The 21,949-nt window shown below is 46.6% G+C and carries 16 protein-coding genes; 10 read left to right on the plus strand and 6 right to left on the minus strand.

From position 1 onward, the window contains the following. Positions 1–194: 194 nt before the first annotated feature. Positions 195–2,906: a magnesium-translocating P-type ATPase gene (gene mgtA, locus DF182_RS04340; RefSeq protein WP_113614442.1), complete on the minus strand. Its 2,712-nt coding sequence runs from the start codon at positions 2,904–2,906 to the stop codon at positions 195–197. A 247-nt stretch (positions 2,907–3,153) separates the two neighbouring features. Here mgtA and DF182_RS04345 point away from each other — a divergent pair, with 247 nt between their 5' ends. After that, positions 3,154–3,717, plus strand: a complete 564-nt coding sequence (locus DF182_RS04345) for an ABC transporter permease (RefSeq protein ID WP_113614443.1) — start codon at positions 3,154–3,156, stop codon at positions 3,715–3,717. A 6-nt stretch (positions 3,718–3,723) separates the two neighbouring features. Here DF182_RS04345 and DF182_RS04350 read toward each other — a convergent pair whose 3' ends face one another. After that, entirely contained in the window at positions 3,724–4,374 is a 651-nt protein-coding gene (locus DF182_RS04350) for a hypothetical protein (protein ID WP_113614444.1), read from the minus strand. 100 nt (positions 4,375–4,474) lie between these two features. On the opposite strand from DF182_RS04350, the gene DF182_RS04355 reads away from it, so the two are divergent. After that, the gene (locus DF182_RS04355; RefSeq protein ID WP_113614445.1) at positions 4,475–4,852 is read left to right on the plus strand and encodes a winged helix-turn-helix transcriptional regulator; all 378 of its coding nucleotides are present in this window, start codon (positions 4,475–4,477) and stop codon (positions 4,850–4,852) included. Here DF182_RS04355 and DF182_RS04360 read toward each other — a convergent pair. After that, entirely contained in the window at positions 4,830–7,208 is a 2,379-nt protein-coding gene (locus DF182_RS04360; protein WP_113614446.1) for an ABC transporter permease, read from the minus strand. The genes DF182_RS04355 and DF182_RS04360 overlap by 23 nt on opposite strands. 211 nt (positions 7,209–7,419) lie before the next feature. Here DF182_RS04360 and DF182_RS04365 point away from each other — a divergent pair, with 211 nt between their 5' ends. After that, complete coding sequence (locus DF182_RS04365) at positions 7,420–8,838, plus strand: S41 family peptidase (protein WP_161964048.1); 1,419 nt, start codon at positions 7,420–7,422, stop codon at positions 8,836–8,838. A gap of 3 nt (positions 8,839–8,841) precedes the next feature. Here the strand turns inward: DF182_RS04365 and DF182_RS04370 are convergent, their stop codons facing one another. Both DF182_RS04370 and DF182_RS04375 read right to left on the minus strand, forming a co-directional pair. Continuing rightward, positions 8,842–9,330 (minus strand): GNAT family N-acetyltransferase, encoded by a 489-nt coding sequence (locus DF182_RS04370; RefSeq protein WP_113614448.1) that lies wholly within the window; start codon positions 9,328–9,330, stop codon positions 8,842–8,844. A 90-nt stretch (positions 9,331–9,420) separates the two neighbouring features. Beyond that, positions 9,421–11,838, minus strand: coding sequence for an ABC transporter permease (locus DF182_RS04375; protein ID WP_113614449.1), 2,418 nt, complete (start codon positions 11,836–11,838; stop codon positions 9,421–9,423). A 196-nt stretch (positions 11,839–12,034) separates the two neighbouring features. On the opposite strand from DF182_RS04375, the gene DF182_RS04380 reads away from it, so the two are divergent. The 3 genes from DF182_RS04380 to DF182_RS04390 all read left to right on the plus strand — a co-directional run bounded on the left by DF182_RS04380 (position 12,035) and on the right by DF182_RS04390 (position 14,212). Further along, positions 12,035–12,769, plus strand: coding sequence for a helix-turn-helix transcriptional regulator (locus DF182_RS04380; protein WP_113614450.1), 735 nt, complete (start codon positions 12,035–12,037; stop codon positions 12,767–12,769). Between the two features lie 66 nt (positions 12,770–12,835). Then, positions 12,836–13,267 (plus strand): VOC family protein, encoded by a 432-nt coding sequence (locus tag DF182_RS04385; protein WP_113616773.1) that lies wholly within the window; start codon positions 12,836–12,838, stop codon positions 13,265–13,267. 105 nt (positions 13,268–13,372) lie between these two features. Then, positions 13,373–14,212, plus strand: coding sequence for a hypothetical protein (locus DF182_RS04390; RefSeq protein WP_113614451.1), 840 nt, complete (start codon positions 13,373–13,375; stop codon positions 14,210–14,212). 214 nt (positions 14,213–14,426) lie between these two features. On the opposite strand, the gene DF182_RS04395 is transcribed toward DF182_RS04390, so the two are convergent. Next, positions 14,427–15,038, minus strand: a complete 612-nt coding sequence (locus DF182_RS04395; protein WP_113614452.1) for a DUF4974 domain-containing protein — start codon at positions 15,036–15,038, stop codon at positions 14,427–14,429. An 882-nt stretch (positions 15,039–15,920) separates the two neighbouring features. Between DF182_RS04395 and DF182_RS04400 the strand changes: the two genes are divergently transcribed. The 4 genes from DF182_RS04400 (at position 15,921) to DF182_RS04415 (ending at position 21,948) form a co-directional block, all read left to right on the plus strand. Beyond that, positions 15,921–16,592: a response regulator transcription factor gene (locus DF182_RS04400; protein WP_113614453.1), complete on the plus strand. Its 672-nt coding sequence runs from the start codon at positions 15,921–15,923 to the stop codon at positions 16,590–16,592. Positions 16,593–16,606: 14 nt separating this feature from the next. Then, a complete protein-coding gene (locus DF182_RS04405) occupies positions 16,607–17,869 on the plus strand; it encodes a sensor histidine kinase (RefSeq protein WP_161964049.1) in 1,263 nt (420 codons plus the stop codon). A gap of 70 nt (positions 17,870–17,939) precedes the next feature. Continuing rightward, a complete protein-coding gene (locus DF182_RS04410) occupies positions 17,940–19,934 on the plus strand; it encodes a TonB-dependent receptor plug domain-containing protein (RefSeq protein ID WP_113614455.1) in 1,995 nt (664 codons plus the stop codon). Positions 19,935–19,998: 64 nt separating this feature from the next. After that, the gene (locus DF182_RS04415; RefSeq protein WP_113614456.1) at positions 19,999–21,948 is read left to right on the plus strand and encodes an LTA synthase family protein; all 1,950 of its coding nucleotides are present in this window, start codon (positions 19,999–20,001) and stop codon (positions 21,946–21,948) included. Position 21,949: the final 1 nt, after the last annotated feature.

Raw genomic sequence — 21,949 nt, forward strand, 5'->3', positions numbered from 1 at the left:
AGCATCTTCCGTTCATATCTTTTTCCTTCCGGATATAGGCGAATGATTCAAATTAGCCGGGTAAACAAACACCAAAATCAATCACTTTTATGAGAAAATTAACCGGGCAGATCTTATATATTCGTAAACAACAGGGATCCTGGAATCCGGCAAATGGTGTGAAGTAGGGTGATCCCCTACTCCACACGTGTTCCTTACAACCAGTTGTGAAAACGCCGGATGAACCAGTTCTTCACCAGCTGGGTTAACACACAATAGCTGACAAGTATTCCAATCAGGAAAGGAAAATACTGCATAGGCAAGGGTTGCATCCGCAGTGCGCCAGCCAGTGGAGAAAACGGCAGCAGTATACCGAAGGCCATCACCAGTGTAGTCAGTGCCAGCACCGGCGCGGTGGCCCAGCTTTGTAAAAACGGAATCTTCCGGGTACGGATCATATGCACGATCAGTGTCTGTGATAACAATCCTTCTATAAACCAGCCACTCTGGAAAAAAGCCTGATGCTCCGGTGCGTTGGCTTTGAAAAAATAATATAACAAGGCAAATGTCGCATAGTCAAAAACAGAACTGATAGGTCCTATAAAAACCATGAACCGCGCAATACCGGACGCATCCCACTTTTTAGGCTCATCAATGTATTCCTTGTCCATACGGTCCCAGGGAATGGATATCTGGGAGATATCGTACAACAGGTTCTGCACCAGCAACTGAATAGGCAGCATTGGCAGGAAAGGCAGGAAAGCGCTCGCTCCCAGCATACTGAACATATTCCCGAAATTGCTGCTGGCCGTCATTTTGATATACTTGATGATATTGCCGAAAGTTCTTCTGCCATAAATCACACCTTTGCGTAAAACAGTCAGGTCTTTTTCCAGCAGAATAATATCAGCACTTTCCTTGGCTATATCGGTGGCGGTGTCTACGGAAATTCCCACATCTGCTTCGCGCAGGGCGGCCGCATCATTAATACCATCTCCCATAAAACCAACAGTGTGACCTTTCGCCTGCAATACTTTCACCACACGGGTTTTCTGCACCGGGCTCAGTTTGGCAAAGATGCTGATGTTGTCTATTTCGCGTGTCAGCTCTGCATCAGAGATGCTATCAAGTTGAGGACCCAGCAAAATATTATTGATGGGGATACCTACGTCGCGACATATTTTTTTTGTAACGATCTCGTTGTCACCGGTCAGCACTTTCAGCGATACGCCCAGTTGATGCAGCGCTTCAATGGAAGGCTTTGCAGATGGTTTGGCAGGGTCCAGGAAACCAATAAATCCTGTCAGTATCATATCGCATTCATCGGCTACTCCGTAAGTCAGTGCCCGGCTGTCAAACTCCTTGATAGCTACCAGTAGTACCCGCAGACCTTCTTCATTCAGCTTGCGGGAAACATTGAGAATGTACCGGCGCATAGCTTCATCCAACACCATCACCTTATCATTCTCAATGTGCAGTTCTTTGTCTTCTCCGGGGTTAAAAGCATATGAACAAAGGGCCAGCATTTCTTCTACCGCACCTTTGCAGATCAGCAGGTGCTTGCCATCGCGTTGCTGCAGGATGACAGACATACGGCGGCGCTGAAAGTCGAATGGTATTTCATCTATTTTGGTAAAACGATCATCTGCCTGCAGATGCTCATGTACTTCCACATGTTCCAGTACAGCCTGGTCCAGCAGGTTTTTCAACCCGGTCTGGTGATAACTGTTGAGATAAGCCCATTTCAGCACTTCTTCATCTTCTTCGCCCAATACGTTAAGATGTCTTTCCAGTACAATTTTATCAATAGTAAGCGTGCCGGTTTTGTCGGTGCACAAAATATCCATGGCACCGATGTTCTGGATAGCGTTGAGTCTTTTTACGATCACTTTTCTTTTGCTCATGCTTACTGCTCCTTTGGCGAGGTTAGCAGTTACGATCATGGGCAGCATTTCGGGTGTCAGTCCAACGGCAACGGCTATAGCAAAAAGCAGTGCTTCTATCCAGTCGTGTTTTACCATGCCATTGATCACAAAAATGAGTGGTACCATCACCAGCATAAATCGGATCAGCAGCCAGCTGACGCTGTTAACACCTTTATCGAAGCTGGTTTCAGCTCTTTTGCCGGTGAGTGTTTTACTGAAGGAACCGAAATAGGTCTGGTCGCCGGTATTAATAGCGATAGCGGTAGCGGCGCCACTGACTACGTTGGTACCCATGTAACAGATATTTTCCAGTTCAAAGGGCATGCGTCTTTCGGCGTCTGCAATACTGAACTCCTGCTTTTCCAGGGGAAGAGCCTCTCCGCTAAGCATGGCCTGGCTTACAAACAGATCTTTGGATTGTAACACCCGGCAATCTGCAGGTATCATATCGCCGGCAGATAGCTGGAAAATATCGCCTGGTACTATCTCCCGGATCGGGATCTCCTGACTGCCGGTGGCATGTCTTAATACCAGCGCGGTAGTTTTTACCATGCTCTGCAGTTTTTCTGCGGCCCTGTTGCTGCGGTATTCCTGCCAGAAACGCAATACTGAGCTGAGTACCACCATGACACCCACCACCATCACGGTCTTATAGTCACGGTCGCCGGGAGCGGCCAAAAACACGTCCATGATGAGGGATATGATGGCGATCACGATCAGTACGCCGATAAAGGGATTAATGAAAGCCTGCAACAGCTGCCTATACCAGGCCGGTGACTTGATATGCGTGACTTCATTAAGACCAAAGAGTTTTTGTTTGGTTTGTACCTGGCTTTCTGTAAGCCCACCTTCCTGGCTGTCCAGTATACCCATACTGGTAGCCCTATCGCTCCTGGCCACGTGGCGGAGCTTTTTGGCTGCAATAATATTAAATCCGTCTGCTGTTACCTGTGTGGTAAAGGGGATATGCCGCCTGATTCTGCCTGCTGCTGTTTTAATCATTGTCGTAAAGAATTTAATGGTCAGCTAAGGCGGCCCGGGAAGAAGGACACCTCAGCTTCTGTAACCGGTGGTTCCGGGTCCTGAGTCCATATGATACAAGTTTGTTGACACCAACAAAATTAAAACAGCCCCGTTAAGAGAATGGTTAGAAGTTCTTTAGAAAAAAATTAGAAATTCATTAGAGCGCCCTGACCCGTCCTGGAAATGAACAACACTGTACAAATCCCTGCACGAACTGATACAACCCATGATCATCGTACCAGAACTGAAACATAACAGCAACATGCTGATCCGTATACAGCTTGGACAAACCGAAGCGGCGTTAAAAACCATCACTGCATTATGTAAGCAGCTGAATCCTTCTTTTCCTTTCAGTTACAGGTTTGTTGATGATGATTATAACAAACAGTATGTCAGTGAAATAATTGTAGGAAAACTATCAGGGTTGTTTGCTGGGCTAGCCATTATTATTGCCTGTTTGGGGTTATTGGGACTAACGATGTTTACGGCTGAACAGCGTATCCGCGAAATAGGTATCCGGAAAGTGCTGGGGGCCAGTATGGGGGCTATATTCCGCTTACTGTCCTTCAATTATCTTGGATTGATATTGATATCGATGGTGATTGCCAGTCCGCTGGCCTGGTATGTAATGCATCAGTGGCATAGCAACTACGCCTACAGCACCACCCTGCACTGGTGGATATTTGCAATAGCGGGTCTGATTGTACTGCTGATCGCCTTACTGATGATCAGTTTCCAAACCATCAAAGCCGCTATTGCAAATCCGGTGAAAAGTCTGCGGACAGAATAACCACTGCTATTTTCTAGTCAGTTTTGTCTCATGATAAAAATCGTAGTGGACCAACTGTGTAATACCATACTCCTGCTGGGTCTTATCAATAATGGAATGCGCCACTAAGATCAGCGTGTCGCCAGACCAGGAAATTTTAAAGGTAGCGGGAACACTGGTAAGTGGCTTACCATCCGAACCAACCATAGAACTAACACCATTGTCTGTATACATGGAATCAGTACCTATCAGTTTATATTGGCCTTTACCATTTGAGGCAGGCATATCTATCTTCCATGGCAGCTCTTCATTGGCATCAAGTATCCCATTGGTATAAGAACGTATTTTTAATTTGGTATCTATCGAATAACTGATATTACTGGATGTTGTTGTTGTTTCATCAAAGGTAACAGTCCCTTTGTTATTGAATGATGTATAGTTTATTTCAGTAACACTTCTCATCGCATCCCCCGATAGATTCATTTCAGCAATAGATTGCCCGATCACTCTTACACCAGCGTTTTTCCACACACCTACCAGCTTGTTGGAAGGATTGGCACCTGGAGAAGTTGGTGTTGTTGTTTCAGGATCAGGATCGGGGCCAGCCATAGGCTCTTTGGAGCAGGAAACAGCCATTACGGCCAGAAACGCAGACAGGAACAGATAGGTACGGGTCATTTTCGGTATTTTTTAATAACAATACATAAAAGTAATATTTTATCCGTTAAATACCCCACTGCACTTATTTGCACTATTTTTACAGCATATTCTGATTAGGATGAAAACACTTATTTCTCAACCCGCTCAATGCGATTATAAAGGCAAAGTAAAAGCCCTGCATGATGCTATGGACATCCTGCAAGGCAAATGGAATGTACTGATTATTGCCACACTATGTTGCCTCGGCCCCAAACGCTTTACGGAGCTGCAACGCCATCTGCAGGGCATTGGCGCTAAAATGCTGACCCGTCAGCTGCAGATCCTGGAAATGAATCAGCTGGTGAAACGTACCGTATGCCGCACCAAACCCGTCACCGTCCAATACGAGATAACGCCCTATGGTAAATCACTGGAAACGATTGTCTTGTCCATCATGGACTGGGGCCAGCAACATCGCAAACATATCATGAAAACTACTCCCGCCTTAAGCTCCTGACAGGATTCATCAGGGCTGTCCTGACAGCCTGGTAACTAATCGTCGCCAGCGCAATCAGCACGGCAGCCCCACCTGCCAGCAGAAATACCCACCAGTGGATAGCAATACGATAAGCATAACCGTCCAGCCAACCAGACATGATCCACCAGGCCAACGGAAACGCAATAACTACCGACACCAATACCAGCTGCAGAAACTCCGCAGATAACAGCCGGGCTATACCCGTCACACTGGCGCCCAGCACCTTGCGGATACCAATCTCCCTGGTCCTGCGTTCTGCAGTATAAGCAGCCAGCCCAAACAAACCCAGACAGGAAATCACAATAGCCAGTCCGGCAAACAAACGCGATAACCTGCTGATCAGCATCTCACTGCTGAACATCCCGTTAAACTGCTCATCTACAAACCGGAAAGCAAAAGGGTAATCCGGATTGTCCTTCAACATTACCGATTCTATTTTTGCAATGGCCTGCTCCGGATCAGCCTTCGCCGCAATACGTATATACATCACCACAGCATCCTGCTGACCTTTGAAAAACACTACCGGATCAGGCTTTCCGTACATATCGCCATATACAAAGTCTTTTACAATACCCACAATACGATAAGGAATGTATCTCCTGGTTTTATTCTCCGGTACCAGAAAGTTACCACCTATACGCCCTTCCTTGCCCATCAGCTTCGCCAGTGAGGCAGTGATGATCACACTAAAACTATCTACTGATTTTCCCAACTGAAAATCACGGCCACTCTGCAACTGCATTCCTGAAGTCGCAAAAAATTCCGGTGTCACACCTCTCACCGAAATCAGATTACTGCTCTTATCCGGTAATCCTTCCCACCTGAAATTATCTGTATTGTTTCCACCATAAATGGTGGCATGATCAGAAAGTGCTGCATTCTCTACCACACCGGTATTGATGAGGTCCTGTTTGATAGCATCAAAATCCTTGTTCATGTTACCGGTAACCTTCATCTCCAGCAGATTGTCCTTGTTATAACCCAGCTTACGGTTCTTAACATACTGCATCTGCTGATAAATGATGATAGTGGAAATAATCAACACGGTGGAAATAGTGAATTGTAATATCACCAGTCCTTTTCTGATAAATGCAGCATTACCTGAAGGCAGTTTAAACCCTTTCAGCACAGTCACCGGATTAAAGGAAGAAAGATAAAGGGAGGGATAACTGCCCGCGACAAGGCCAGTAATAACCACTATCAGCAGTAAAGCTACCCAGTGCGTTGTATTGCCCAATCCCGGTGAAATATCTTTACCCACCACTGCATTAAATACAGGCAATAACGTTATAATTAATAACACAGCCAGCAGTGTCGCGATCAAAGCAATTAACATGGCCTCACTGATAAACTGCACCACCAGCTTACCTTTACCGGCCCCCAGCACCTTTCGTACACCCACTTCCTTCGACCGTTTTTCACTGCGTGCCGTGGCCAGGTTCATAAAGTTGATGCAGGCAATAAGAATGATGATACCACCGATCAACGCAAACAAACGCACATAACCAATACGGCCACCTACCTGCTTCCCGTCTTCAAACTCTCCCCGCAGGCGCCAGTCATTCATTGAAAATAAAACCGGCGTAGTAATCCCCTGAGGATTATGCGCTTTGGCAAAACCTGCCAGCTGGCGATTGACAGTTGCTACGTCCACTCCCGGTTGTAGCTCCACGAAGTTATTGATAGCATTGGCTCCCCATGATTCCAGCCATTTGTTCTGATTAAAATATACCTGAAAAGGCACCACCCATTCAAACTGCAGGGTGGAATTCTGTGGAATATCTTTTACAACACCCGTCACCATATACTCCTGCTTGTTATCCATCCTCAGGATCTTACCGGTAACATTGGTGGCTGTGCCGAAAAATTTTCGTGCAGCCTTTTCCGTTATCACCAGTGAATTAAGCTGTGTAAAGGCCGTTCGGGCATTCCCTTCGACAAAGGGAAAGGTGAACATGCTGAACAAGGTGCTGTCTGCATAAATCCCTGCAGCATAGTAAGCCGTCTGACCATTGTTAAACATCGCTGTTTGTGTCCCCTCAGTAGTACGGCAGGTATGGGCAATGCCTGGCAAATTGGCCTGCATAGTAGGCCCCAGTAATCCCGGTGTAGACCAGAATGTACGCTTATATCCATCATACTGCCAGTGCTGTATGACAACGTATAGGTGGTCCTTCTTATCATGCATATGATCAAACTGCACTTCATCTTCTACCCATAAGAAAATAATGCCTGCACAGGCAATACCCGTCATCAACCCGAAAATATTCAGGAAACTGTAAACTTTATGTTTCCATAAACTGCGGACAGCTGTCCGGAAATAATTAGTGATCATGGTTTGATGGTATTCCAATCAAATGCCAGGGAATAGCATATTAATATTCAACAATATACATATTTGCCTTTGCAAAAATTGTCCGATTTCGGCACAACTGCTGTCCAATTGTGAATAGTTTATGATGACCTTAACGGCTATACGGTTCTTTAAATTTCTCCCAATTCACAAACCCTTAACGTCCCTTCGCATTATTTTTAAAATAAAACAAATGATCCATTTAATCCCACTCTGTATCGCATTCACAAACCCTGTACAACCGCCATCCGACAGCCTTCCCAAATACCCGGCAGCAGCTGTCATTTCCATGATCAACGATCTGGCCAAAGAACTGGAACAAGGTCATCCCGGTTATTACCGATATCATTCCGGCAGTAGTACGCATCAGTACCTGGACTCGTTGAAATCCACCATCACAACTGATTCACTTACCGAACCGGACATATACCGTAAACTAAAACCGTTCATCGCCCGGATTGGTTGCCTGCATACAGCACTGAGCTTGCCGGACGCTTATGTATCACACCTGAACCAGCAGCCCAACCTGTTGCCATTACAAGTGATGTTTGAAAACAATCAGGCTATCGTTACCGCCAACTATTCCGGTCAGCCAGAGCCTGCGCCCGGCACAGTATTGACGGCTATCAATGGCAAAAGCACGCTGTCAATACTGGATAAGATACTGCCTGCAATCCCTTCTGATGGTTATAATCTTACCTTGAAATACAAAGCCCTGTATCATCAGTTTCCTTTATGGTACCGAAGCATGATCAGCCCCGATACAACGTTTATACTCACTACCGCAGATAATAAAACAATAACGTTAAAGGGTACACGATTTATAGATATTGCCCATGGTGGATTTCTCCAAGAGCCCACCTACACCAGGACACTCGATTTCCGGATCAATGGCAACATAGCCATCCTCACCATCCATTCCTTTGCTGCATCCGACATTAAAAAATCAGGACAACACTTCAGCAGGTTCATCGACAGTGCCTTCCTGCAACTCCGGCAACAAGGCATCCGCCAACTGATTATAGACCTGCGCGGCAACACCGGCGGTACCGATGGCAACGCTGTTTATTTTACGCGTCACTTTTTTGAAAACCCATTCCGGTATTGGGAGCGCATCACCGTTACACCAGCCATTGCCAGACAGATAAAGGGAATAGCCCGGCTCTTCTACCGCAAACCGGTATTAGTAAATGGAGAATATCAGTGGCAGCGATCAAAGATCACCAGAGAATTTAATTATTATGCAACACAACAACCTGCCACGAATACCTATACTGGTAAGACTTTTGTGCTGATAGATGGCTTTTGTATGTCGTCTTGTGCAGATGCAACCGCTGTTTTATCAGCCCACCGCAAAGCTGTTTTTATCGGAGAAGAAACCGGCGGTGGTTATCAGGGCAATAACAGTGGTATGATGCCGGCTGTAAAACTACGACCTACCCGAATGATGCTTACTGTTCCCTTACAACGGTATGTTACAGCGGTGGACAGTACGGTAAATAAAGGGCACGGTACCATGCCGGATTATGTAGTACCATTAACAGCAAAAGCTGCTATAGAAAAGAAAGACCAGCCTATGGAGCTTGCGCTCAGGCTGGCCGGTGCTCAGTAATTTTTATTGGGCAAGATAGGTAGGATCGTCACGCAGGTCCATGCGCATTTCGATCAGATGTCTTTTAAAGCCGGCCTTTTCATAGGCTCTTACAGCGCCCTCATTGTCGCTGTATACGTTCAGGCGTAGCTCCAGCATGTCTTGCAGATAGGCCCATTCTTTCAGGAAAGCAAGGATCTTTCCGTTGATGCCTTTGCCCCGATAGGATGGGTCTACATACATAAAACCCAGATAGGCATGCTTATCATGTTTCAGATAAGGTCTGGAGGCCGGCTCTATACGGGCATAACCGGAACCCACAATTTTATCGCCGGCCACTGCCACAGCCACTTCTATATGCTCCGCTTCAATCATCTTAGCGATATCATAATAATGAACTTCTCCATCCCGCAAAGTAGGATCAAAAGGGCGTTCCGCTGTGATAAGCCCCTGTTCGAATGTAAGTAATAACGGCAGGTCTTCCTTTACAGCCTTCCTGATAATGATTTCCATGATACAGATAGTTTTAACAGAATAACATTCACTTATTTACCTGTTGGTAAATGTCGGATTTTATCCTGGAAACCTGCTCATCCTATCAAATTATTCTGATCGCAAACTATCCACCGGATTAGCCAGCGCAGCCCTGATACTCTGGAAGCTCACCGTCAGGAATGCAATCACCAGCACCAGCGCTAGTGGCAGCGCAAACAACCACCAATACAAGGTTGTACGAAAAGCATAGCCTTTCAGCCATTGTGTTATACTGAACCACGCCAATGGGGTGGCCACAAAAAAAGCAATCACAATCAGCATGGCAAACTCGCGGTACAATAGCCGCACAATCTCCGCTACAGAGGCTCCCAATATCTTACGGATACTGATTTCCTTGGTGCGTTGTACAATGGTGAAAGACGCCAGCCCAAAGAGGCCCAGACAGGCCACCAGGATAGCCAGGGCAGTGAATATACCGAACACTTTTCCAAAACGCTGGTCAGTTCTGTACTGCTCATCAAAATGCTGGTCCAGGAAAAAATACTCAAAGGGACTGGAAGGGAAAATAGTATTCCAGCTGCGTTGCACAGCTGCTATTGTCGCATTCGCATTGTCGGGCGACACCCGGATAGAAACGTATCCTCTTACATCCGGGATCAACCGCAGAATCAGTGGTTCATAAGCCTCATGCAGCGATTGCTGATGAAAATCATCCACCACCCCTTCTATACGCATGTAATTTCCCCAGAAGAAAATAATCTTCCCTACTGCTTCCTCCGGACGATCGAAGCCCAGTTGTTTTACAGCGGTTTTATTGAATATCACAGCACCATCATTGCCATCCATACCAAAGTCAGGCGAAAAGTTACGACCCGCCAACAGTTTCAGGCTATAGGCCGGTACATAATCATAATCCACCCCAATAATCCGGTATTGTTTTCCTTCTTTTTCATCGGCGCCTTTCAATCGGATGCCTCCGGCGTTCCAGTCGGATGGCTCTCCCGGTACCACCGAAGAGACAGTCACACTGCGAACAGCCGTCTCCTGCAATAATTGTTTTTTGAAAGCCTCCTGCTTACGGAGGAAAGTAGAATCATGGGAGACGACGATCGGGGGATTCAATACCAGCGTTTGATCAATACTAATACCCAGCTGCTGGCTGCGCATAAACTGTATCTGACGGAAAACAGCCAGCACTCCTACCAACAGAAACAACGAAGCCGCGAACTGTACTACCACCAACGATTTCCGCAAGGTACTTCCCTGACGGGAAGAAATCACCTTTCCCTTCAGCACTGTTACCGGTTTAAAGTTTGACAATACAAAAGCCGGGTACAGCCCGGAAAGAAAAGAACCGGTTAGAAACAGTATAGCCAGTACAGTCCAGAATAAGCTATCACCTAACAGGGAAAAAGAGAGATGCTGCCCTGTAAGACTATTAAAAAGCGGGATGGCAAAAACGACCAGAAACAATGCCAGTAAAACGGCCATCGCATTCAGCAGCAGCGATTCTACCATAAACTGCGCTATCAGCTGGCTTCTTTGAGAACCTACTGCCTTACGTACCCCCACTTCCACAGCACGGTTGATAGCCCTGGCTGTAGCCAGGTTGATATAGTTGATCCAGGCAATACCCACAATAAACAATGCAATGCCCATTAACAGATATACCGTACTGCCGTTACCGTTAGTCTCCGCTTCCATCATCTGATGAGAATACAGATGAATATCCTTCAATGGTTTCAGCGTATATACTGCTTTGGAGCCATCCTTCACATCCTTGTAAACTGCAGCCACCAGAGAAGAAATCTTCGCTTCCAGCTGCTTGGGATTGGTACCGGGGCGGAGCAGCAGGTAGGTAAGACATCCATCCCATTGCCAGCCATCTTCCGGGTTACTGGGTTTCACGATATCCACATAAGTAGCATAGGAATACAATGCTGCTGCTTTCAGATGGGTATTGGCAGGCATATCTTTGTATACACCGGTCACTTTGAATGCTCTTACCTGATTCATCATCAGTGTTTTGCCTACAGCGTCTTCATTGCCAAACAGTTTATGCGCCAGGGTTTCAGACAAGACCACCGTATTAGGCTCTACCAGTGCTGTTCGTGCATCTCCCTGGATAAGTTGCGTGGAAAATATCTCAAAATAGGCACTGCTGGCGTAATAATGTTCTGTCACCTTCACACTTTTGCCGGCTGTCTCCAGTACCGAAGCGTTTCGTTTAGTCAGTTTCACATAAGCTTCCACTTCTTCAAAAGCCTCTTTAAATTTATTACCTATGGCAAAAGCACCGGCAGCCCATTGTGTACTGAGTTTGCCATCGTTGTAACGGTCCTGCTGTACTCTGTAGATACGGTCTGCTTTAGTCTGGGTATTTTCATAGCTCAGCTCAAATGCTACATACTGGAATATGAGCAGGGATGCGGCAATGCCGATAGCCAGCCCCATGATATTGATAGCAGAAAAAACCTGGTTGCGGGTAATATTCCGCCACGCGATCTTAAAATAGTTTTTGAGCATAGTAGGGAATCATTTAACAATCTTAATCATTGTGCCAGACCGCTGCAATAAATCTGCCACAGCCGGCAATCTGCACTGGCAAGGCTCTTCCGGACCCGCATAAATATCGCTGTTTCAAAACCGCACACCGGTTGTCCGTTTTTGAACAGTACAAACACCTCCTTTTTCTTACATTTACGGCAACATATTATCGTGAATGTACCAGCAATTCAAACCACATCCTTTACTCAGGGAATACATTGATGCCTACTGGGCCGTGACCAATACATCCGGTGCAGTGGCTCACAGCCGCATACTGCCCGATGGTTGTGTAGATATCATCTGTAACCTGGGAGCGGCCGTTACCAACAACGCCGGGGAAGGACCACGTATGCTGGCATCGGAAAAAGCTTATCTGATCGGTACGATGACCCGCTATACAGATTCCTGCCCGCCGGCAGAAGCCAGGATGATCGGTATCCGGTTCAAGCCGGCAGCGTTTGCATCTTTCTTTCGTTTTCCATTACAGGAGTTGGCAGACAACTGTGTTGAATTCGGTCAGGAACTGGTGGAGCTGTTGCTGTGCGCTGGTCACGATTTTGTGCCTGTGCTGGATAAATATTTTCTGCTGCACAATACCCGGGCATCCAGGGAGATGCTGCCTGTGATCAACAGTATACAACAGCATAAGGGCATTATCAGAATAAGTGATCTTGCCCGCGCTCACTACCAGACACCACGGCAGCTGGAGCGTAATTTCCTGAAACATACCGGTATCAGCCCAAAAGCTTTTGCCAACATTGTCCGTTATCAGGCTGTACATCAGCATATCCGAAACAGCAAGCCCGGCACCAGCCTGCTGCAGATTGCCTTTGAGCATGGATATTATGATCATGCCCATCTCACCAACGACATCCGCAAATATACCGGGCGTGTACCTTCCGCTTTATAAATGTCGTTTTTTTCCAAACACCGTCATCCTTAGCCCACTTATCTTTGAGGCATAAAAATGATGACCATGCTCGATCAGCGACTTACTTACCTTACCATTGGTGTAAACGACCTTCAGAAGATGAAGGAATTTTATGAGACTAAATTTGGCTGGACACCGATGGCAGCAGAGGAATCCATTGTCTTTTTCCGGTTGAACGGTTTCATCCTGAGCCTCTATCCGCACGACGCCCTGGCAGCCGATGCGCAGGTGAAAGGTAATACTCCAGCCTATAAAGGATTTACGCTGGCTTACAATCTGGGCTCCGAGCAGGAAGTGAACGACCTGATGGAAAAGCTCGCTGCTGCCGGTGTGAAAGTAGTGAAACCGGCCGAAAAGGTTTTCTGGGGCGGTTACAGCGGTTATATCGCCGATGTTGAAAATAACCTCTGGGAAATTGCCTACAACCCTTTCCTGGCGCTGGATACGCAGGGCAATGTAGCGGCTGAACAACCCTGATAAAAAAAATTTCAAAATAACTTCCGGTGTTTAGAAGTGGTTAACAATTGCCATGTTGAATATACTTATTCTTGTAGCATGTAATTGTTGACAAAACCGGAAGATATGCCACGTCAACCTTATCTCATCAAAGAGGGCGGCTCATGGATGTTCTATCAGCCCGAAATCACGGTCTCATATTATCAGGAGCTGTTGCATGCCATGGATATCATGCATACACAGCTGCTGAAATCGGAAAGGATTTTCCGGAAGATTATTCTTGCCTGTGGTAACTGTAACATAGACGCCATGTTGTCGCTCGCGGTGGTACTGAATCGTACGGGCCGCCAGATCGAAGGAAATGCGCTGGTTCATAAAGCGCACCTCGTTTGTATGGAAGCCCTGCCTCCGTACTTTAATCCGGATCAGGATGATGTTTACTGGTGCATCCTGGAAAACAGACCTTTGCTCAGGTCATTTCATGCGGTAATCACGGAATACATCAAGGAGAAACAATATGAGCGGGCACTGGACAAAATCAACTACTTGCTGAAGATCAACAAAAACGATGATACCGGCGTGGCTGCCCTTCTGCCCGTTTGTTGTATATATCTCGGCAGATATGCGGAATATCTCGAATGGTATCAGCAACAGTCTCCTCTTCAGCGTACGCTGGAAACCACTTTTTTCTCCTTCCTCGCACTTTACAAACTGGATCTTCCGGAACAGGCCAAAGCCCGGTTCCTCGAAGCCAGGAAGGCCTACCCTAATATGGCAGCAGAATTGCTGAAGTCTGACCACCAGTTTCCGGCAGATGAGTTTAAAACCCACAACACCCGGATTCCGGCTGGCAGCCGCCAGGAAGCTTTTGTATGCTGGCTTGCATCCAGAGAATTATGGCAACGGGAAAAAGAGTTGAAGAAATTTTTGAAGGCTATCCCTAAAGAAACGGCGGACTTACCGTAGCGCAACATAGGTTCACCGTAGCAAAGGCTGCTGTAATGTTGCCAGGACTGTATTCGTAATCTGTCCTATGGCCGGTTCGCCGCACATGAGGCAGCTGCAACAGTACAGCGGTACTCCGCTTCAGCGCTCGTATTTTCTAAAAACCAACTATTGTCAACGGTATTACATGCTGCTTCCTCCTTATCATGACTATAACGCTACAGCATCTACGTTGTTAACGGCGGTGTGATAACCGTTGCTGAATATGCAATGTACTACCCCTGAAATAATAATCTACAGGAGTGCTGTACTTCACCACGTTCATAAAAGCATCGAGTGACTGGCAAGGGTCCATACTACCGGTAAAACACTGCTTCGACATGGCAGGATCATCAAATACCACCTTGACTTCAAAACGTTTATCGATCATACCGCCGATATCCCGCAGAGAGGCCTCATGGAAGGTATAAATACCATTTTTACGTTCCACACCTGGCATAGGCATTACCTGCCTATTGGATACAGTCGTTACTTCGGGCCGGTCATTGACCGCCAGCTGACGGATAAGGTTGTTCTCATGCCGGCACTGCCACCATGCACTAAAGCCCAACCCCAGCAGGATGATCGTTACACATACCACAGACACCTTGTAGTTGTACGATTTAGCATTATCATCCCGCAATAACTCATCCTCTACCATCAACCATCCTGCTCCTGCATCAGTAACATCTCTTTGGGGGTCCAGCTTACCTTCCCGCATCAAACGCCGGTACTCCTCTGCTACCCGCTTTGCATTGGGAACCTGATCCATCAGGTCAAACAATTCTTTGGTTTCTTTGTTGCTCAAGTTTTCAATATTTTAATGACATAAACATCCCGCTACAGCAGTACCTGTAGTGATTCTTCAAAAAAGTGTAGGAAACAGTCGAAAGCATTAGCTTCGAAGCATTTGGCTTTCCGCCGGATAGTCTGAATGTTGTTACTCCATTATCGTTGTGATCAAAACGACCTGTTAATACATAACCCGTATAGTCTAGCCCTAAAGTCCAATTCGCGTGATTACATCATCGTTTTGTTATAGTATAAACGATAAATATTACCATTCGGATTTAAAACCGTAATGAAACTACGATGAATTATGCTGAGAATTATGAACGCTAATGAACAGTAATGAGTTATGATAGAATGATAACCAGATGATTATAAACCGCGATGAACACTAATGAATTATGATAAAACACGATAGCCGGTTAATTATAAACTGTGATGAATTGTGATAAGACATGATGGCCGGATGATTAGTTCAGCAATTCGATATTCAGCATGATGTAAGATGGGTAATGGTACTATTTCACGTCAATGATAATTTTATACGTTACTCCTAAAAATGTTTTAACATCTTTTTTTGACATATTTAATTAGACATATATAACTAATTAACCAATAAAAATAAGACCTCATTTAAAAATCACGATGCCCCCCCTTTCTCCATCATCCATCTATCACACCCATCATCATACATCACATCCATTACAGTTCAGGATTGCTTTAGAATTAATCCCTACTTTTGCCCCATGATAAATATCGATCTGCATCACGAAGGGCCTGCCGGTGCACCAATGCATCATCATGTATCACAGCCTGGGGCTGCGGGAGCATCCACATCCCATCATGATTCATCGAATACATCACAGTTTCCACCATCATTCATCATACCCATCACCGTTTCATGAAAGTGCTGATTATTGAAGATGAACCTTCCCTCCGCAACAGCATCCGCGAATACCTGGAGCACCAGGGCTTTATTTGTGAGGTGGCGGCCGATTTCAGAGAGGCCATGGACAAGGTTACAGATTATGAATACGACTGTATCGTAGCCGATATCGGGCTGCCACTGGGAAGCGGACTGGACATCATACGTGAACTCAAAGTACTGAAGTCTAAAGCCGGTATCATTATCATCTCGGCCAAAGACTCCCTGGAAGATAAACTGGGCGGACTGGAACTCGGTGCAGACGACTATCTCACCAAACCATTCCACCTGTCAGAACTGAATGCCCGTATCAACGCCCTCCTACGACGCAAAAACTTCGACGGCAATACCAGCATCACCTTCTTCGAAATCACCATCATCCCTTCTTCTAAAACGGTATTGGTACACGATAAGTCTATCACCCTCACCGGCAAGGAATATCAGCTCCTGCTCTATTTCATTGCCAATCAGCACCGGGTGGTCACCAAATCAGCCCTCGCCGGACATCTCTGGGGCGATGCCTACGACCAGGCCGGATCATACGACTTTATCTACACCCATATCAAAAATCTCCGCAAAAAAATGCTCGAAGCCGGCGGAGAAGATTATATCAAAACCGTTTACGGTACTGGCTATCGTTTCGGATAAACAGAATGCGCCGCATGAAACTGCTCACCAAAACCACCGTATATTTCCTGCTTATTATGCTCCCGGTATTCACCGCCGGCGCCTTCTACCTCTTTCATAAATTCAATAAAGAAATCAAACACGAAACGGATGAAGAACTGGTCAACGACCAGCTGGAATGGCTCCGTTACCTCGATACCGCCCATATCGACAATCCCATTTTCCGCTTCAACACTCAGGAATTTCAACTTACCCCCACCGATAAACCAGTACAGAAAAAATATAAACTCAAAGGCGTTCATCTTTACCAGGAAACGGAAGATGCACAGGCCCCCTTCCGTGAACTATCGCAGGTCATCAGCATCCACGGACAAAATTACCAGATGGTATTGCGTAAATCCATGATAGAAAAAGATGACCTGCTGAAAAATATCATCCATGTGATGCTGATCGCTTTTGGTGGCCTGCTCTGTTTTGTAGTTATTTCCAACTGGTTCATCAGCCGTAACATGTGGCGCCCCTTTTACCGCTCCCTCGATAAAATACGGCAGCTGCAGCTCAACAAAATGGAGACACCCGACTTCCCCCAAACTCCTACACATGAGTTTAACCAGCTCAACGAAGCACTTAACCAGATGACAGCCCGTATCCATCAGGATTATATCAACATGAAAGAACTGACGGAAGATGCTGCCCATGAAATGCAAACACCCCTTGCTATCACACAAAGTAAACTCGAACTTCTGCTGCAGGATGAAAATCTCTCAGAAGAACAACTGAAAAATATCGGTCAAACCAGTGAAGAACTGCAACGGCTCTCCCGTCTCAACCACAACCTGCTGCTGCTGGCGAAAATTGAGAACCAGCAATATCCTTTTACAGAACGTCCCGACCTCCATCAGGTCATCGCCAAATACCTGTCACTCTTCGAAGAACTGATCCGCGAAAAAGAACTGAATATCGAAACATCCCTGGTACCCACTGCACCCTGGCCGCTGCATCCCGCACTGGCCGACATTATGATCAGCAATCTCCTGGGAAACGCCATCAAATACAACTACCCCGAAGGCCATATTCAGATCACACTGACAACAAATACCTTCACCATTTCCAATACCAGTAGTCTCCCCGAAATACCCGCTGCCAATGTATTTCAACGCTTCAAAAAAAACGACCAGGGATATTCCAACTCCAACGGCCTGGGCCTCGCTATCGTAAAAAAAATTGGTGAGTCCTATCACATCCGCATCTCCTATCAGTATCGCAACGGCCTACACATTTTCACCGCCAGCTGTTGATACAGATTTGCACCAGATTGTATTCTTTTCTTTGCATGGAAACTGAATAAATCACCAAAGTACTACCTCCATGCGTTTGCTTATTACAACAGGAGCCTTCTGTATCAGCATACTCACTGCCACCGCACAGCAGCGTGTAGCCACTCCCGTTAAGGACACCCTTAGTAGAGACACCACCCAACACCCGGAAATCAGCAAAGTCGCTGACCTCAATGAGGTTATCATCTCTTCTACCCGCAACAACAGCCGTATTGCAGACCTGCCCATGAAAGTGGAAATTTTGGGTAAGGAAGAAATGATCGAAGAAAGCGGTATCAAACCTGGTAACGTAACCAGCATCCTCGGCGACCTCTCTGTGATACATATCCAGAACACTTCGGCTGTCAGCGGCAACAATGCCATCCGTATGCAGGGGCTCGACGGTAAATACACTCAGTTGCTCCGTGACGGAATGCCCGTGTATGAAGGCCTCAGCGGCAACTTCGGCGTACTCGCCATTCCCCCGCTGGACCTCAAACAGATAGAGATCATCAAAGGCTCCGTTTCTACCCTCTACGGTGGAGGCGCTATCGCCGGCATGATCAACTTCATCGCCAAAACGCCCGGTTCAAAACCCGAGCTCACCATCCTGGCCAATCGTAGCACCCTCAAGGAAAATAACGTGAACGCCTGGTACTCCCAACGATATGGTAAAACAGGCCTCACCCTCTTCGCCGGTGTTACCTCCCAAAATCCGGTAGACGTTAACAATGACGGCTTCAGCGATGTGCCACGCGTACGCCAATACCTGCTCCACCCACGCTTTTTCTGGTACCCCAATGCCAACACTACCCTGATAGCTGGTTACACCGGTACCATCGAAAAACGCGAAGGCGGCGACATGCAGGTGCTCGATCATCATGCCGATAACGTACACAGCTATACGGAAATCAATAACAGTGAACGGCATAGCGCAGACCTCCAGTTTACCCGTAAAAATCTGGGTGGCGGCACCCTCACTGTAAAAGGTGTGGCCAGTTTCTTCCATCTCGAAAATATCGCTGGTAATTTCCCGCTGAAAGGCCGCCAAACAAGCACCTACCTGGAAGCTGCCTACAATAAAAAAAGCGGCCGCCACGACTGGGTAATAGGCCTCAACAATACCGGTGAGATCTATCGCCGCGCAACCGGTGACAGTACTCAACTGGGCAACTACACCTACAACACCATGGGCGCCTTCGCTCAGGACGGTTTCCATATCACTGATAAACTGATGGCTGAAGCAGGTATCCGCGCAGACTATCACAACGTATTCGGATGGTATGTACTGCCCAGGCTCGCATTCGTGTACAAACCAATAGAAGATCTCAGCCTCCGCCTCAGCGGCGGTACCGGCTATAAATCACCAGCCATCTTCTCTGCGCAAACACAAACCATCGGCTACCGCAACCTGCTGCCACTCGCTGCAGGACTCAAATCTGAAAAAAGCCAGGGCCTCAACTTCGACGCCAACTATCACACCACCCTCGGTGAAATAGACGTCACCCTCAACCAGGCTCTGTACTATACACATATTACAGACCCGATCTTACCTGTCACCAATGCTACCAACGAAAAAGTGATGCTCCAAAACCAGCCCTTTTCCGTTAACAGCCTTGGCACCGATACCTATCTACGCCTCAAACGCAACGAGCTGGAACTGTACCTGGGCTACAACCATACCGTGTCTAAATACACAGATCCTGCTTCTACCAGAGTAGCGTTTGCTCCTCAGGATAAATTTGCCGCTACCCTCGCTTATGAAATTGAAGAGAAATGGCGTTTCGGCATTGAAAACAGCTGGATAGGTAACCAATACCTGGAAAACAATCAGAAAGCACCCAACTACTGGTTCTGGGCCGCTATGGTTTCCAGAAAACTGGGAGAACATGTAACACTGGTGCTGAATTGCGAAAACATATTTGACGCCCGTCAGGGTAAACACATACCGCTGTTTACGGGTCCTGTCAATAATCCGCAGTTTGCTCAGTTGTGGGGTCCTATCGATGGACGTACCATCAACCTGTCAGTGAAATTTGACCTGTAATATTTCTGCACTTTCTTATTCGGAACGGCGTACCTTTGCGGCCTTATTCATACATTAAAACAGCATGAAATCTGCCAAAAATCGGTACGCCGTTTTATTCGGTTTTGCCGCCCTGTTCCTGGTACTTTCGTTCTTAGTACGTACCACCTTGTTAATCTGGGCCTTCCCACAGGCAGGCCTTTCTTTTACCACCATACTTTCTGTATATGTCAAAGGTTTTATCTATGATGCCGGTGTAGCACTTTTTTTCACCATCGCTTATGCCTTCTATCTGTTGCTGCTGCCGCAAAGGCTCAACAACACTGTGTTTAACCGGGTCTTTACCTATACCGGTTTTTTTCTGGCACTGATGATCGTTATTTTTTCCTTTTTTGCTGAATTTACTTTCTGGGGAGAATATGCCGGTCGCTTCGACTTCATTGCAGTAGACTATCTGATCTATACCTATGAGGTGATCAGTAATATTAACCAGTCGTATCCGCTGCCGTTGCTGATTGGTGGCGTACTGGGAGCTACTGCACTACTCACCTGGCTTTGCAACCGCCGAGGCATTTTCCGCAACAGCTTCCGGTCAAATACAGGCTTCGGAAAAAGAGCGCTCATCTTCCTCACCCTACTGGGGATCACGATCGTCCACGCCTTTCTGGTCAACAACAACTGGGCGGATAAAAACAAAAATCGTTATGCACAGGAACTGTCCAAAGCAGGCATCTATTCCTTTATATCTGCCTATCTGAACAATGAACTGGCCTACGATAAATATTATCTGCTGCAGGATGAAAGTACCGCCTTCGCACAGGTCCGCAACCAGCTGCTTTCTCCCGACGCACAGTACCTGGAAAACGGTCAGAGTATCTATCGTAACATTACAGACACCATACCTCCGGTGAAGCCCAACGTGATCATGGTCACCATCGAAAGCTTCAGCGCCGATTTTATGGCCCGTTTTGGTAATAAGGAAAATATCACACCTGTATTGGATAGCATCGCTAAGGAAGGGATATTGTTTACCAATATGTACGCTACCGGCACCCGCACAGTGAGAGGCATGGAAGCCTTATCCCTCGCGGTTCCGCCTACACCCGGACAAAGCATCGTTCGCCGTAAAAACAACGAAAACCTCTTCTCTGCGGCCAGCATCTTCCGCAAAAACGGATACGAAGCCACCTTCTTCTACGGCGGAGATGGGTATTTCGATAACATGAATAAATTCTTCGGCAACAACGGTTATGATATCACTGACAGGCTGCGCCACCGGCTGGTAGACGACAAAATAGCTTCCAAACGAACCAACATACCTGATAACGCTGTACAGTTTGAGAACGCCTGGGGTGTATGTGATGAAGACATCTACAAAGCCGCCATCAAAAGTGCTGACGAAAAATATGCAGCCGGCAAACCTTTCTATGATTTCATCATGACTACCTCCAACCACCGTCCGTTTACCTATCCAGGTGGTAAAATCGATATCCCTTCCGGTACCAGCCGCGAAGGTGCCGTGAAATATACCGACTATGCCATAGGCCAGTTCCTGCAAGCTATCCGCAACAAGCCATGGTATAAAAACACCGTGATCATTTTTGTCGCCGACCACTGCGCCAGCAGCGCAGGTAAAAATGAAATAGAAATCAGCAAATACCACATACCCTGTATCCTGTACAATGTGCCTAATACAGCACCGCAGGAAATACCCGTGATGTGCTCGCAGATAGACCTCTATCCTACCCTGCTGAAAATGCTCCACTGGTCTTATCACTCCAATTTCTATGGTAAAAATGTGCTCGACAGCACTTATCAGCCACGCGCTATGCTCAGCACTTACCAGAAACTGGCTTACCTGGAAACAGGTAAAATGATTATCCTCAGCCCCCAGCAAAAAGCCCAGTGCTTTTCCTGGAGTCAGGATAAAAGTGAAGAACAGCCTGCCCCCATGGATAGCGCCCTGCTCAAACGGAGTGTTTCAACCTACCAAACCGCCTATTCCTTATTTAAAAACAATGGTATGCGGAAATAAT

Origin of the sequence: Chitinophaga flava, assembly GCF_003308995.1 — a bacterium.
Taxonomy (GTDB): Bacteria; Bacteroidota; Bacteroidia; order Chitinophagales; family Chitinophagaceae; genus Chitinophaga; species Chitinophaga flava.